The following is a 15,283-nucleotide window of genomic DNA, read 5'->3' on the forward strand; positions in this document are numbered from 1 at the left end:
TGAATGGTGGGCACGCTACGCTTTGCCCACCCTACATGCTACTCTCCGCGTCATGGAGTGGACCGACGAAGGCATCGTGCTCGGGGTGCGGCGGCATGGCGAATCTTCCGCCATTGTCGAGCTCCTGACGCGCGAGCACGGCCGCCATCTCGGCCTGGTGCGCGGCGGGGCCAGCGCGCGGATGCGGCCGCTGCTGCAGCCCGGCAACAGTGTCACCGCGATGTGGCGGGCGCGGCTCGACGAGCATCTCGGCTATTACCAGCTCGACGGTACGCGGCTGCGTGCGGCGAACCTGCTGGCGTCGTCGCATGCCGTTTATGGCGTCACCCATCTGGCTTCGCTGGCGCGGCTGTTGCCGGAACGCGATCCGCACCAGGACATCTACGAGATGCTGGCGCAGACGCTGGATGATTTCGAGGATGCCGGCGGTGCCGCTATCCATCTCATCCGCTTCGAGCTGGCGATGCTGACCGAACTCGGCTTCGGACTCGACCTCTCGAATTGCGCGGCGACGGGCGCGACCTCCGAACTGGTCTACGTCTCGCCGAAATCGGGCGGCGCAGTCTCGCGCGCCGCCGGTGAACCCTGGCGCGATCGCCTGATGCGGCTGCCGCCGTTCCTGCGCGAGGACGATGACGGCGCCGGCACCTGCTCGGACCAGGACCTGCTCGATGGCTTTGCGCTCACCGGCCGCTTCCTCCTGCGCAATGTGCTGGAGCCGCGCGGGCAGGAGCACTCCGACGCGAGGGAAGGCTTCATCAATGCGGTGGTGCGCCGTCGGGCCCGGATCGCTGCCCCGCCCTGACGGCAATGCGCGCCGAAATTGCCAACCCACACATGGTGGTTCTATTGCGTGCAACCCTCGGCCCGTTCCATGCCGCATGGCCCGAAACTTGCCTGAAAAATCTCAGGGCAAACTCATGACGGGGAGCATGCAATGAGTACGCAAATCACCTACAGCGAATCCGATTCGGTCGGTTTCTTTCCTATCGTCCTTGCGGTCGTCTGCGGCGTGGCGACCGGCGTGTTGTGGGCCTACGCCAATCCGATCCAGCTTGTGCCCGGCGTGATCCAGTGGCGCATCTTCGCGTTCCTGCCGCCGTTGATCGGGCTGCTGCTCGGGCCGAAGAGCGGGTTCATCTGCGGCTATATCGGCACCATCGTCTGGTCGCTGCTCGCCGGCACCTTCATTCCCGCGCATTCGCTCATCGTGGACGGCATCATGGTCGGGCTCACCGGCGCCGTACCGCCGCTGCTGGTCAATCTGCGCAAGACCAATTTCGACCTGTCGATGCCGGTGCTGCTCAAGATTGCGGTGATCTGCGCGGTGGTCGGCATCATCATGGTGGCGGCGGTGTCGGCGAGTCTGGCGGTGCTCGGCATTTTCCCGTTCTGGTATGCGATGCTCTATATCGGCCTGTCGGACATCGTGCCGATGGTGATCGGAACGCCGCTGCTGGTACGTCCCGGCGCCAGGCTGCTTGCCGGCATCAGCCGGGGCACGCTGCACCGGTTCTGACCGCCTTGGGGAGCGCTACTTGATGCTTGATCTGCGTGGAGTGAGCGTCGGCTTTCGGGCCGACGCTCACGTGCTGTCCGATATCAATCTCCGTCTCGAAGCCGGCAACACCACGATCGTGACGGGGGCGGGCGGTTCGGGAAAATCGACGCTGCTTGCGGCCGCGGCCGGTCTCATTCCGAAGCTGATCCGGCCGCAGCGCATGGAGGGCGCGGTGTCGCTCGACGGCACCGATCTCGGCGCGATCGCGGGCAGCGAGTTGTTTCGTCGCGTTGGCCTCGTGCTGCAATCGGTCGAGGACCAGGTTTGGGATCTTTCGGTCGAGGACCTGATCGCCTTTCCGCTGGAGAACCGCGGCGTGCCGCAGGCGGAAATCCGCGCGCGCGTCGGCGCCGTGATCGCGCAGATGAACATTGGGCGGCTGATCGGTCGCACCGTGCGCACGCTCTCGGGTGGCGAACGCCGGATCGCGGCGCTTGCCTCAGCGCTGGTCTGGCAACCGGACGTGCTGATCCTGGATGAGCCGACCAGCGGACTCGATCCCGATGCGCGGCTGCGCATGATCGGCATCCTGCGCGAGCTTAGGAAAACGAAGCTGACGCTGTTGATCGCCGAGCAGGATCTCGCCTGGTTCGATGGCGTGGCCGATCGTGTGGTGTTCTTGAAGGAGGGCGGCATCGTCGACGATCTGTCCTGGCAGGCGGCCGTTCGCGCCACGACGCCCTATGCGGTCGCCGGCATCGAGCCGCCCTTTGCGGCGCCGGCGCCGCGGCCCGTGGTGCGGCCGGCACAGTCGGGCCCGGCGCTCTCGGTCCGGCAGCTTTCGAGCACGCTGCGCCGTCCGAACGGCGAGCCGGTGCTGCGGTCGATTGAGCTCTCGCTCGGAAAAGGCGAGGTAGCGGGGCTGATCGGCAGCAACGGCGCCGGCAAGACCACGCTGATGCGTACGCTGCTCGGCCTGCAGAAGGCGGCCGGCGGCGCGATCGAGATCGGCGGCCGCGATAGCGCCGGCTGGACCATCGCGCAGCGGGCGCGCGAGATCGGTTACGTCGCGCAGAATTTGCGGCGGATGTTCTTCCTGCTCTCGGTCGTGGAGGAGGTCGTGTTCTCGCTGTCCGGCGGCGATGCCGGCGCCAAGGCCGTTGCTGCGCATCGCGAACGGGCGATCGAACTTTTGCAGGGCGTCGGTCTCGCCGACCGCGCCGAGCTTTCGCCATTCGCGCTGTCGGCGCGCGAGCAGTTGATGCTGGCGCTGGTCTGCATCGAGGCGACGGCGCCGTCGGTCGTGATCCTGGATGAGCCGCTGATCGCCTGCGACAGCGTCTCACGTGCCGGCGTGCTGGCCTTCCTCGACCGCTGCCGCGCTCGGGGTTGTGCGGCGCTGCTGGTCTCGCACGACCTGCAGCTTGTCGACCGCGCCACCGACCGCGTACTGATCCTGGAGGATGGCCGGCTGGCCTTCGACGGGACGACCGAGGCGGCCTGGTCCTCGGACGTATTTGCGCGCCGCGGCTGGCCGCGCCCGGACCAGAACGTCACAACATCAGGAGGAGGCCAGCGTGCATCGGCTTGATCGCATCAACCCGTTCGTCAAATTGCTGGCGGCGCTGGTGCTGTCATCGCTCGGCTGGGTCGCCGGCAGCGCGGTGACGGCTGGCGTGATCGCCGCGATCGTGCTGGCGGCCGTGATCGCCTGCCGGCTGCCGCAAACCAGAGGCTATCTCAAACTGATGGCGCTGGTCGGCGGCCTGGTGACGCTGAGCTGGACCTTGAGTTTCGTCTGGAACGGGACGCCGCTCGCCGCGGCGATCGATGATGCGCTGCGCATGGCCTTCCGCCTGATCGCCACCACCGCCAGTTTCTTCGTCGCGATCGAGACTACGTCGGCCGGCACGCTGCTTGCGGCCTGCAGCCGGCTGCGCTTGCCGGGCTCGTTGACGCTGGTGCTGGTGCTCGTGATCGGCATGATCCCGCTGATGCGCGAGGAGTTCAGGAGCATCGGCGAGACCCAGCGGGCGCGCGGCCTCGAACTCGACCGCGGGCCCTTTCCGCGGCGCGTCCTCTATGCGCTGGCGCGCGGCGTGCCGCTGATGGTGCAGACGTTCCGCATGGCCGAGACGATCGCGCTGGCGCTGTCGATCTACGGCTTCGATCCGAAGATGGCGCGCACGAGCTGGCGCGACATCGGCTGGCTCACCATCCAGACCGACTTTCCTTTGACAAATCCGGGCAGGACCACATGAGCGCACTCACCCCCGCCACCTATACTGTCGACATCGGCGGCGAGCCGACGGAGCTGCCGCTCGTCGCCATCAACGAGCGCCTGGCGATTTCGCTTCTGATGGTGATCGACATGGGCGTCGGCTTCGGTGAGCGGATCGGAAAGGCGCTGGCCGCGCGGCTGAAGGGGAAGGAGCCGGACATCGTGGTTGGCGCGGCGACGCTCGGCATTCCCGTCGCCATCGAGGTCTCGCGCCATCTCGGGCTCGACCAATATGTCATCGTGCAGAAATCGCCGAAGATTCATTTGGGCGACGCGTTGGTCGAGTATGTGCAATCGGTGACCTCATCCGGCTCGCAGCGGCTGCTGCTCGACCGCCGGGCGATCCCGCTGCTGAAGGGCAGGCGGGTCGTCGTGGTCGATGACGTCGTGGCGACCGGCTCGAGCCTGGCTGCGACCTTGAAGCTGGTGCGGCAGGCCGGCGCTGAGGTCGCCGGCGTCGGCGTGATCCTGACCGAGGGGCACGAGTGGAAGAAGGTGCTGGGCGCCGATGCCGATCTCGTGACCGGGCTCGGCCATATCCCGCAATTCAACATCACCAATGGCCATGCCACGCCGAACCCGGCGACCCTGGCGGGTGCAGGCTGAAAAATCGGGCTTTTTCTGCGGGGTATGGTGCCGAATCGATTCTTGCCCGATTCGCCCGGAGCGGTTAACCCGTCGGCATGGGAAAAGCACTGATTCCGCCGGAACCGCCGGAGATCCACGAGGTACCGCTGCGCGATGCGCTGGAAGAGCGCTATCTCGCTTACGCGCTATCGACCATTATGCATCGTGCGCTGCCGGACGCCCGCGACGGGCTGAAGCCGGTGCACCGGCGCATCCTTTACGGGATGCGGCTGCTGCGCCTCGATCCGGGCTCGCCGTTCAAGAAATCGGCAAAGATTGTCGGCGACGTGATGGGCTCGTTCCATCCGCATGGCGACCAGGCGATCTACGACGCCATGGTGCGCCTCGCGCAGGATTTCTCCTCGCGCTACCCGCTGGTCGACGGCCAGGGCAATTTCGGCAATATCGACGGCGATAACCCCGCCGCCTACCGCTACACCGAAGCGCGCATGACCGATGTCGCGCGGCTGCTGCTCGAGGGCATCGACGAGGACGGCGTCGAGTTCCGCGCCAACTATGACGGCCAGTCGAAGGAGCCGGTGGTTCTGCCCGGCGGCTTCCCGAACCTGCTCGCCAACGGTTCTCAGGGCATCGCGGTCGGCATGGCGACGTCGATCCCGCCGCACAATGCCGCCGAGCTCTGCGACGCGGCACTGCACCTGATCGAGAAGCCCGACGCCAAGTCGAAGGCGCTCTTGCGATGGGTGAAGGGCCCGGATTTCCCGACCGGCGGCATCATCATCGATTCCAAGGAAGCGATCACCGAGGCCTACAGCACCGGCCGCGGCTCGTTCCGCACGCGTGCGCGCTGGAAGCAGGAAGAGGGTGCGCGGGGCACCTGGGTGATCGTGGTCACTGAGATCCCGTGGCTGGTGCAGAAATCGCGCCTGGTCGAGAAGATCTCCGAGCTCATCGACCAGAAGAAATTGCCACTGGTCGGCGAGGTCAGGGACGAGTCGGCGGATGACGTTCGGCTGGTGATCGAGCCGAAGTCGCGCAATGTCGATCCCGAACTGATGATGGAGTCGCTGTTCCGGCTGACCGAGCTGGAAAGCAAGATTTCGCTGAACCTCAACGTGCTGGTGAAGGGGAAAATCCCCAAGGTGGTCGGCCTCGCCGAGTGCCTTCGCGAATGGCTCGACCACCTGCGCGATGTGCTGGTGCGCCGCTCGAATTATCGCAAGGGTCAGATCGAGAACCGGCTGGAGATCCTCGGCGGCTACCTCATCGCCTATCTGAACATCGACAAGGTGATCAAGATCATCCGCACCGAGGACGAGCCGAAGCCGGTGCTGATGAAGACGTTCAAGCTCACCGAGGTCCAGGCCGACGCCATCCTTAACATGCGCCTGCGCTCCTTGCGCCGGCTCGAGGAGATGGAGATCCGCACCGAGGACAAGGACCTCCGCAAGGAATTGAAGGGCATCGAACAGCTGCTCCGCTCCGAGACCGAGCAATGGGCCAAGGTCGGCGAGCAGGTGAAGAAGGTCCGCGACATGTTCGGGCCGAAGACGCCGCTCGGCAAGCGCCGCACCACCTTTGCGGATGCGCCTGAGCATGATCTCGCCGCGATCGAGGAGGCCTTCGTCGAGCGCGAGCCGGTCACCGTCGTGATCTCCGAGAAGGGTTGGGTGCGCACGCTCAAGGGCCATGTCGCCGACCTCTCGGGCCTTGCCTTCAAGACCGACGACAAGCTCGATCACGCCTTCTTCGCCGAGACCACCTCGAAGCTCCTGCTGTTCGCCACCAACGGGAAATTCTACTCGCTCGATGTGGCGAAGCTGCCGGGCGGTCGCGGCCATGGCGAGCCGATCCGCATGTTCATCGACATGGAGCAGGATGCGGCGATCGTGTCGCTGTTCGTCAACAAGGGCGGCCGCAAATTCCTGGTCGCCAGCAGTGAAGGACAGGGCTTCGTCGTCAACGAGGACGACTGCGTCGGCACCACCCGCAAGGGCAAGCAGGTGCTGAACGTCGACATGCCGAACGAGGCGCGCGCGCTCGCAACCGTCGCAGGCGACACCGTCGCGGTGATCGGGACCAATCACAAGATGGTGCTGTTCCCGCTCGATCAGGTGCCGGAAATGGCCCGCGGCCGCGGCGTGCGGTTGCAGAAATACACCAGCGCCTCGCTGTCCGACGTCGCGGTGTTCGATTCCAAGGCGGGCCTGACCTGGAAGGATTCCGCGGGCCGCGAGCACGGCATGAGCATCAAGGAGCTCGCCGACTGGCGCGGCAACCGCGCCGACGCTGGCCGCCTCGCGCACGGCCTGCCGAAGTCGAACAAGTTCAACCGCGGCGTGGAGTAGTTACGTAGGGCGGATTAGGCGCAAGCCGTAATCCGCCATCTTGCCGCGAAGCGGCGGATTACGCCTTCGGCTAATCCGCCCTACGCTTTCCGCGCTGTAATAGTATTCGCAAATCGACGCGCTATAAATTCTTCCCATGGCGCATCATCATCACGATCAGTCCCATGCGCATCATCATGCCGGGCACAGCCATGCCCCGGATGATTTCGGCCGGGCCTTTGCCATTGGCGCGTCGCTCAACACCGCCTTCGTGATCGCCGAGCTGGTGTTCGGCTATGCCGCCAATTCGCTGGCGCTGATCTCCGATGCCGTCCACAATCTCTCGGACGTGTTCTCGCTGCTGCTGGCATGGGGGGCGGCGTGGCTTGCGGGGAGGCGGCCGACGGAGAGGCACACTTACGGCTATCGCCGCGCCTCGATCCTCGCCGCATTGTTCAATGCCGGGCTCCTGCTGGTCGCGGTCGGCGGCATCGCGGTGGAGGCGGTCAATCGGCTGCGCGCGCCGGCCGAGGTGGCGAGCTGGACAGTGGTCTGGGTCGCGGCGCTCGGGATTCTCGTCAACGGCTTCACGGCATTATTGTTCATGCGCGGGCGGCACGGCGACCTCAACATTCGCGGCGCCTATCTCCACATGGCGGCGGATGCCGGCGTCTCGTTCGGCGTCGTCATCGCCGCGCTGCTGATCATGTCGACGGGATGGCTATGGATTGACCCGGCGATCAGCCTCGTCATCGCCCTCGTCGTGCTGGTCAGCGGCTGGGGCCTGATGCGCGACAGCGTCAACCTCGCGCTCGACGCGGTGCCCCGCGGTATCGAGCTCGTCGAGGTGAGGGAGTTTCTGCGCACGCTCGACGGCGTCTCCGAGGTCCACGATCTGCACATCTGGGCCATGAGCACCAACGAGACGGCGCTGACCGCGCACCTGGTCCGGCCCGGCGGACATGACGATGCCTTCCTGCATCACGTCTGCGCGCAGCTCTCGCACCGCTTCAAGATCCATCATGCGACGCTGCAGGTCGAGGCCGACGGCGCCGCCTGCAAGCTGGCGCCGGAGGAATTAGTCTAGAGCTTCGGTTCTGACTGAATCAGAACCGAAGCTCTAGATTCTTATTTTGACGCGTTTTTTTTCACGCGAACCGGTGTCCACCCTCGGATCAAGTCCGAGGGCATGCTTCGCTTGAAAACGCTCTAACGGCCGTCCGTCGCAATCGCTATATTCGACGAGCGGACTATCCGGAGATGAACCATGCACTCGCATTCGATCGAACAGTGGACCCACGATCACGTCTTCCTGGGCGCGACGCACGCCCATAACGAACGGCGTACCTGGCTCGTGGTGGCCTTGACCACGGTCATGATGGTCGGAGAGATCGCGGCGGGCTGGTGGTCCGGCTCGATGGCGCTGCTCGCCGACGGCTGGCACATGGGAACGCATGCGGCGGCGCTGGGCATTGCTGGGCTGGCCTATCTGTTCGCACGGCGGCAGGTGGGCAACGCGCACTTCAGTTTTGGCACCGGCAAGTTCGGCGATCTCGCCGCCTTTGCCAGCGCGATCATTCTGGCGATGATCGCTATGCAGATCGCCTGGGAAAGCGTGGACCGGCTGTTCCATCCGGTGTCCATTGCCTACGGGGAAGCGATCTCGGTTGCCGTGCTCGGACTTGCCGTCAACCTCATCAGCGCCTGGCTGCTGCGCGACGACCACGACTATCATCACGGTCATGGCCATTCTCATGACCATGACGACGACGACGATCATCATCACCACCACCACGACAACAATCTTCGCGCGGCTTACGTCCACGTGATGGCGGATGCCGCAACCTCCATCCTCGCCATTGCGGCGCTGCTGGTTGCGATGTCCGCGGGATGGGTCTGGGCCGATCCGGTAGTCGGGATCGTCGGCAGCGCTGTGATCGCGAGTTGGGCCTTTGGCCTGATCAAGGCGTCAGGCGCGATCCTGCTCGACGTCAGCGCCGACAAGAAGCTCGAGGCGGTCATTCGCGACCGGCTCGAGACCAAGGGCGACCGCATCACCGATCTGCATCTGTGGCAGGTCGGTCCCGGCCATCGCGCGGCGGTGATCTCGGTTGTCTCCGACCATCCGCTGCCGCCCGCGACCTACAAGCGCCGTCTCAGCGGTCTGCACGGTCTCAGCCATGTCACGATCGAGGTCGAGACCTGTCCGCATCACGAGCCGGCGCACGCGGCTTGAGAGATCAAAAGACCGTCAATGGCGACGATTGCCGCCGGCGATGACGTAATATTCCTTCCTCGAACGTTGGGGGCGATTAGTCGAGGGAGCGGAACGTGAAGACAATAATCGGTGTTGCGGTGGCGCTGCTGTCGGTTGCGGCGGCTGCGGGTCCTGCGCGCGCCCAATCGGAAAAGCCGGGCGTCGAGAAGCTCTATATCCTCAATTGCGGCGAGGGCGTTGCGGGCGACATCTCGCGCTGGTCGCCCGGTGTCAACGAAGGCAAGTCGATGGATTTCGTCGACAACTGCTATCTGATCAAGCACGCGCAAGGGTGGTTCCTGTGGGACACCGGCATTCCCGAGGCGGTGGCGAGCATGCCGGACGGGCTCGTGCCGTCGGATCCGAAAGCGGTGATCTGGCGGCGTCCCAAGACGCTGGCCGCGCAGTTCGGCCAGATCGGCGTGAAGCCGTCCGACATCAAGGCGATGGCGGTCTCGCATACCCATCCGGACCACATCGGCAATGTGGAGATGTTCCCGACCGCGATGCTCTATGTGCAGAAAGCCGAATATGACTGGCCCGGCGCCAACAACCAGCCGCGCTTCAAGGCGGAGCATCCGGTGACCAAGCTGGACGGCGACCGGGATGTGTTTGGTGATGGCAATGTAATGATCCTGTCGACGCCCGGGCACACGCCGGGCCACCAGTCGCTGTTGGTGAAACTGCCGAAGACCGGGGCGGTCGTACTTTCCGGCGACGCCGTCCACTTCAGGGACAACTGGGATAACCGCCGGGTGCCGTCGATGAATGCCAGCAAGGAGCAGACGACGGCCTCGATGCAGAAGATCGCGGAGACGCTCACGAAAGAGAAGGCGCAACTCTGGATCAATCACGACAAGGCCCAGCGCGATAGCCTGAAGACGGCACCGGCGTTTTATGAGTGATGGGGCAGATGGAATGGCTGCCTATTGCGGTGCTGGCTTGTTGTCGCGCACCAGGAGCAGCGCCCCCAATGCCGCAAGACTGAGTGCGGAGGAGACGATCAGGATGCCGCTGCCCATGCGTTCGAGCAACAGCCCGAACAGCAGCGGGGCCGCCGCCTGCGCCATCCGGGCCGGGGCGCCGATGATGCCGAGGCGGTAGGCGTAGTTCTGCGAGCCGAAGATCGCGAGCGGCAAGGTGCCGCGCGAAATGGTCAGGATGCCGTTGCCGGCGCCGTGGCAAAGCGCGAAGACGCTTGCCGCGCCACCGCCGGCGATCGCCACGATCGCGGCGCCGATCGGGTGGCCGAGACAGGCCAATTCGGTCGAGAGCAGCGGATGGTAGCGGCTGAGCAACCACGCCTCGACCACGCGCGCGCCGACCTGCGCCGGCCCGATCAGGGCGCCGGCGGCAATTGCCTGCACCGGGGTCGCGCCGGCCGCTTCCAGGATGCGTGGGAAGTGCGCCGCCATCGCGCCGGTGACGGTCCAGGCGGTCGCGAACGCAAACGCCAGCAGGATCATCGGCCGGTCGATCGGGATATGCGGCTTCACCGCATTGGCGGCCGCGGCCTTGGCGCCGGGGATCGGCGGCAGCATCAGCCAGTTGAGCGGCAGGCCGATCAAGAGCTGTGCCGCCGCCCAGGCAAAGCAGGTGTTGCGCCAGCCGATCGTCTCCAGCCCCCACGCGCTCAGCGGCCAGCCGACGGTGGAGGCAAAGCCCGCCATCAGCGTGATGCCTGTGATCGGGCGCCGCGCCGCCTCGCCATAGATACGGCCGAGCGCACCGAAAGCGGCATCATAGAGGCCGTATCCCATGCCGATCCCAAGGAAAAGCCATGCGAGCAGCAGCAGAGGAATCGATTGCGTGAGGCCGAGCAGCACCAGTCCTGCGGCCAGCGTCAGATTGGAGATCGACAGCACGGACCTGCCGCCGACCAGGTCGATCTGGCGGCCGATCCGCGGGCCAAGGAGGGCCGAGAGCACGAGCGAGGCGGAGAAGGCGGCGAAGATCCAGTTGGGGCCGATGCCGAGATCTCTGGCGATGGGATCGGCGAGCACCGCGGGCAGGTAGTAGCTCGAGGCCCAGGCCAGGGTCTGGGTGGTGCCGAGCGCCAGAATGATCGGAAGCTGCCGGGCGCTCATCGGACCGTCGCGTTTCTGTCTTGTCTCGTTATTCCCGACATTTGCCGCTGTCACGGAACTGTCGTCAAGTCGCGCCCAGGGCCGCCAACCGATCTTTCGCGCGACACGATTGCCCGGCATAATCCGCGCATGGAACTGACGCCCCGCCTGCGCCTGATGAACTGGCTGGTCAGACAGGGTCTGACCGGCCTGCCCGAAAACGATCTGCTGCGCGGTTTCTGCGAACGCTGCCGCGCGGCCGGAATGCCGCTGTCACGTGCAATCGTCTTCATCGATACGCTGCACCCGATCTTCGAAGGCCACGGGTTCCGCTGGAGCGACAGCGAGACCAATGAAAGCGACGCTTTCGAATACGGCTCGACCTCCAGCGGTGATGCCAACCAGAATTGGCGGCGTTCGACCTTCTACCACATGCTGCAAAATGGGCACGAAGAGATGGTGATCGACCTGGCCGATTGCGCCACGCTCGATTTCTCCATGATCAACGACCTCGCGGAAAAGGGCCACAAGCATTTCGTCTCCTTTGTGCACCGGTTCGGCGAGGCCGGCACGATCGGCGAGATGGACTGCTTCTACTCCTCCTGGACCACCCGCCAGTCCGAAGGATTTGGCGAGCATCACATGGCGGCGCTGCGCGATCTGGTGCCGGTGCTGGGCTTGGCGGTGAAGTCAGCGGCGCAAGTCGACATCGCGCGCACCTTGGCGCGGGTCTATCTCGGGCGCGAGACCGCCGAGCAGGTGATGCGCGGCCGCATCTCGCGCGGCGTCACCGAGCGCATCAAGGCGGTGTTGTGGTATTCGGACGTGCGCGGCTCGACCGCGATCGGCGAGCGCATCGGGCCGGACGAGATCATCCCGTTCCTCAACGATTATGCTCAGGCCTCGATCGACGCGATCCACGATGCCGGCGGCGAGGTGCTGAAGCTGATCGGCGACGGCGTGCTGGCGATGTTCACGCAGGAGAACATGGGAGGCGCAAAACGGGCTGCGCTTCGGGCCGAGCATCGCTTGCGCCGCAATCTGAATGCGCTCAACGTCCGCCGTGCCGGCGAGGGTCGGCCGACCACCTCAGCCTATGTCGGGCTGCATGTCGGCGAGGTGTTCTATGGCAATATCGGCAGCGAGGACCGGCTCGATTTCACCGTGGTAGGGCCGGCGGTCAACGAAGTCAGCCGGATCGCTTCGATGTGCAGCTCGGTCGATCGGGAACTGCTGACCTCGCAGGCGTTCCGGGATGGCCTGGATGGAGCAGGGCGGAACTATCTGGTTTCGACCGGGCGCTTCGCGCTGCGCGGCATCAGCCGGGCGCAAGACCTCTATACGCTCGATCCCGACGTTGCGGCGGACGAAGTCGTGGCCGGAAAATACGAGCGCTATCTCGCGAGCTAGCCCTGCTTGGCCCGTAGCGCGTATAGGCCGACCGCTATCAGTGAGAACGCGGTCAGCACCACGCCGAGCCCGAACATTGCCTCATGCGACACGATTGCTGCGAGCCAGACTCCGATCGCCGCGTTCATCATTTGCCAGAAGCCGAGCAGTGCGGAAGCCGCACCGGCCTTTTCGCCGAACGGTGATAGCGCCTGCGCGACGCCGAGTGGGTTGACGATGCCCATGCCGAGCAGGAACACGCTCATCGCAGTCAGGAACGGCAGGAAGCTCGGGGTGAAGAGCGAGACCAACAACATGGCGGCGCCGCCGATGGCTGCCGCCAATAATGCACCCTTGATCGAGCGGTCGAGGCCAAACCGCGGCGCAAGCCTTGTCGCGAGCCAGCCGGAGGCGAACACGATCAGCACCGTGCCGGCGAAGAACAGGCCGAGCTCGATCGGTGAGAAATGCAGCGCCTCGATCAAGATCCGGGGCGCGGCCGAGAACATCGCAAACAGGCCTCCCATGATCAGGCTGACGGTCGCCGTCGGCACAACGAAGCGGCGATCTGCGATCAGACCGAGATAGGTGCTGATGACGGCGAGAGGGTTGAGCGGGATCCGCGTCGAATGGTGGGTTTCTCCGAGCGTGGCGCCATAGGCGAGCGCGCCGAGAGCCGCAAAGGCCGCGACGAGCACGAATTCCGAGCGCCAGCCGAAATAGTGATCGAGCGCGCCGCCGAGCAGCGGCGAGAAACCCGGCGCGGCCGCCATCGCGATCATGATCAGCGCCATCGCGCGTGCCAATGCGGCACCGGTGAACAGGTCGCGGGCTATGGCGCGCGACAATACCGAGGTTGCGCAGGCGCCGGCGGCCTGGACGACGCGGCCGATCAAGAGGTTCGGGAGATCTTCTGCCAGGCTGCACCAGACGCTGCCGGCAAAGAACACGGCGAAACCGATCAGAACCGGCCAGCGACGGCCGAAGCGATCCGAGATCGGACCAACTATGAGCTGGCCGAGCGCGAACACGGCGAGAAAGATCGTGATGGCCGACGTGACCGCCGCGGTCGTCACATTCAGCGAAGCCGCCATCTGCGGCAGCGACGGCAGCAGGATGTTGGTGGCCAGCGTGCCGGTCGCCGCAAGCGCGGCCAGAACCGCGATCTGCAGGGCGCCGGAGGAGGATTCGGGGCGAGATGCGGCGGCGTCAATGGTTGCAGTCTGATCGGTCATGGTGCTCCCGCTCGGCTATTGGATGACGTGTATCATACAAAGCGGGAAAGACCAGCCACTAATTTGGCCGTCGTGGCCGGCCCTCGGCTATGACGCAAAACATTCTCCGATCGCAGATCAGATCAGTTGAATTTTTCTCTCATCAACATCCCGCCGGTTCGCTGACCATGTCGGGTTGTCTGACGAGGGAGACCGCCGGCGACAGCAGGATCACCAGCGCCTGCGCGGCGAAAATTGCCGCGGCAAGGCAGAGGCAGGTCTCGGCGCCGAAAAGCCCGCCGACGATCGCACCCAGTGCGGAGCCGAGCGGGCGCGCGCCGTAGCTCATGATGTTGATGGCGGAGACACGGCCGAGCAGCGAAGGCGGCGTCACCGATTGCCGGAGCGTGGTCGTCGAGATCACCCACAGGATCGGGCCGACGCCGAGCAGGAAAAAGCTCAGGCCCGCAAGCAGAGGCGTAGGGACAATTGTCGTCAGCGCCATGATGGTGGAGGCGATGAAGCCGGTCACCGGGCCGAGCCCGATCACAGTGCCGAACGCAAGACGTCGCATCACCCGCGTTGCCGCAAGCGCACCGACCACCATGCCGACACCATACATCGCGAGCGTGGTGCCGACGCCGGTTGCGGAGAGGCCGAGATGCCTGACGGCATAGGGCACGAACACCGCGAGCAGTAGGAAGGAAGCGGTGTTGAAGATGAACTGCGTGATGAACACCGGTCGCAGCAGCTCATGACGGAACACGAACACGGCGCCTTCCTTGATCTCCAGCAGCGGATGTCGGCGCGGTGCCGGCGCGCGGGCCGGCTCGTGGATACCGGCCAGCAGCACCACGGCGATCACCGAGAGTGCGGCGGCAAATCCGAAGGCCGGCGCGGCACCGACCCATCCGACCAGCACGCCGCCGAGCGCAGGCCCGCTGGCGAAAGCGACGGTGCGGGCCAGTTCGATCCGCGCATTCGCCGTCGGCAACTGATCTGGCGTCACCAGCGACGGTACCAGCGCGGGCGCGGCGACGCTGTAGGCAACCGTCCCGCACACGGCGATGAAGCCGAGCACGGAGAGCAGGGGCAGCGTCAACAGGCCGAGCCAGATCAGGAGCAGCGTTACGGCCAGCGCCGCCGCACGCAACGCTTCGGAGCCCGCCATCAGGACCCGCCGCGAGAAGCGGTCGGCGAGCAGGCCCGCGGGGATCGCAAACAGGATGAAGGGCAGTGTCAGCGCGGTCTGCAGCAGGCCAGTCTGGCCCTCGCCGACGCCGAGCAGGAGCACCGCCACGATGGGAGCGGCTGCCAGCGCGATCTGCTCGGCCGATTGTGCGGCGAGATTCGACCAGGCCAGACGGCCGAAGGTCGGAGGCAGGTGAGGGGCCTTGAGGGCGGACATGGCAGAAATTCCTCGGAATGTCGTTTGTCGACATTGTCCGACCCGAGGACGGCCAAACCCACCCGCTTTCCGACAGCGCCGGCGTCAATCGACCGCCGCGGTGCTTTCAAACTGGCGATAGACCGTGGACAAGTTCGCCCACGGTCAGGATCAATAGACCGCTGTTCTCAGCCGGTCAGAAGTTCCGCTGGGCGCGAAGCTGCAGGTGGAACGTGTCCTGATCGCTGAACTCGTAGCGCGCGGTAGGCTTCG

General features: G+C 65.4%; 13 protein-coding genes. 10 read left to right on the plus strand and 3 right to left on the minus strand.

The window, feature by feature from the left end:
- The first annotated feature begins 52 nt into the window (after positions 1 to 52).
- The 9 genes from recO to AC5ZG1_RS22125 all read left to right on the plus strand — a co-directional run bounded on the left by recO (position 53) and on the right by AC5ZG1_RS22125 (position 9,859).
- Positions 53 to 805, plus strand: coding sequence for a DNA repair protein RecO (recO, locus tag AC5ZG1_RS22085; RefSeq protein WP_456644216.1), 753 nt, complete (start codon positions 53 to 55; stop codon positions 803 to 805).
- Positions 806 to 937: 132 nt separating this feature from the next.
- Complete coding sequence (locus AC5ZG1_RS22090; RefSeq protein WP_456644145.1) at positions 938 to 1,519, plus strand: aminotriazole resistance protein; 582 nt, start codon at positions 938 to 940, stop codon at positions 1,517 to 1,519.
- Positions 1,520 to 1,541: 22 nt separating this feature from the next.
- Positions 1,542 to 3,092 carry an ABC transporter ATP-binding protein gene (locus tag AC5ZG1_RS22095; RefSeq protein ID WP_496134074.1) on the plus strand — a complete coding sequence of 517 codons (1,551 nt, stop codon included), beginning with the start codon at positions 1,542 to 1,544 and terminating at the stop codon, positions 3,090 to 3,092.
- Positions 3,079 to 3,762, plus strand: coding sequence for an energy-coupling factor transporter transmembrane component T (locus tag AC5ZG1_RS22100; protein WP_456644143.1), 684 nt, complete (start codon positions 3,079 to 3,081; stop codon positions 3,760 to 3,762). The genes AC5ZG1_RS22095 and AC5ZG1_RS22100 overlap by 14 nt, the downstream gene beginning before the upstream one ends.
- Entirely contained in the window at positions 3,759 to 4,388 is a 630-nt protein-coding gene (locus AC5ZG1_RS22105; protein ID WP_130230997.1) for a phosphoribosyltransferase family protein, read from the plus strand. The genes AC5ZG1_RS22100 and AC5ZG1_RS22105 overlap by 4 nt, the downstream gene beginning before the upstream one ends.
- Before the next feature lie 77 nt (positions 4,389 to 4,465).
- Positions 4,466 to 6,718: a DNA topoisomerase IV subunit A gene (parC, locus tag AC5ZG1_RS22110; protein ID WP_456644142.1), complete on the plus strand. Its 2,253-nt coding sequence runs from the start codon at positions 4,466 to 4,468 to the stop codon at positions 6,716 to 6,718.
- A gap of 136 nt (positions 6,719 to 6,854) precedes the next feature.
- Positions 6,855 to 7,784: a cation diffusion facilitator family transporter gene (locus AC5ZG1_RS22115; RefSeq protein WP_496134075.1), complete on the plus strand. Its 930-nt coding sequence runs from the start codon at positions 6,855 to 6,857 to the stop codon at positions 7,782 to 7,784.
- A gap of 180 nt (positions 7,785 to 7,964) precedes the next feature.
- Positions 7,965 to 8,933, plus strand: coding sequence for a CDF family Co(II)/Ni(II) efflux transporter DmeF (gene dmeF, locus AC5ZG1_RS22120; RefSeq protein WP_456644140.1), 969 nt, complete (start codon positions 7,965 to 7,967; stop codon positions 8,931 to 8,933).
- A 104-nt stretch (positions 8,934 to 9,037) separates the two neighbouring features.
- A complete protein-coding gene (locus AC5ZG1_RS22125) occupies positions 9,038 to 9,859 on the plus strand; it encodes an N-acyl homoserine lactonase family protein (protein WP_456644215.1) in 822 nt (273 codons plus the stop codon).
- 21 nt (positions 9,860 to 9,880) lie between these two features.
- On the opposite strand, the gene AC5ZG1_RS22130 is transcribed toward AC5ZG1_RS22125, so the two are convergent.
- Positions 9,881 to 11,041, minus strand: coding sequence for an MFS transporter (locus AC5ZG1_RS22130; RefSeq protein ID WP_456644139.1), 1,161 nt, complete (start codon positions 11,039 to 11,041; stop codon positions 9,881 to 9,883).
- 129 nt (positions 11,042 to 11,170) lie between these two features.
- On the opposite strand from AC5ZG1_RS22130, the gene AC5ZG1_RS22135 reads away from it, so the two are divergent.
- Positions 11,171 to 12,430, plus strand: a complete 1,260-nt coding sequence (locus AC5ZG1_RS22135) for an adenylate/guanylate cyclase domain-containing protein (protein ID WP_028166640.1) — start codon at positions 11,171 to 11,173, stop codon at positions 12,428 to 12,430.
- Here the strand turns inward: AC5ZG1_RS22135 and AC5ZG1_RS22140 are convergent.
- Entirely contained in the window at positions 12,427 to 13,644 is a 1,218-nt protein-coding gene (locus AC5ZG1_RS22140; RefSeq protein ID WP_456644137.1) for a multidrug effflux MFS transporter, read from the minus strand. The genes AC5ZG1_RS22135 and AC5ZG1_RS22140 overlap by 4 nt on opposite strands.
- Positions 13,645 to 13,786: 142 nt before the next feature.
- On the minus strand, positions 13,787 to 15,031 hold the full coding sequence (locus tag AC5ZG1_RS22145; protein ID WP_496134076.1) for an MFS transporter: 1,245 nt from the start codon (positions 15,029 to 15,031) through the stop codon (positions 13,787 to 13,789).
- Between the last annotated feature and the right edge of the window lie 252 nt (positions 15,032 to 15,283).

It is taken from the genome of Bradyrhizobium sp. Leo78 (assembly GCF_059512425.1).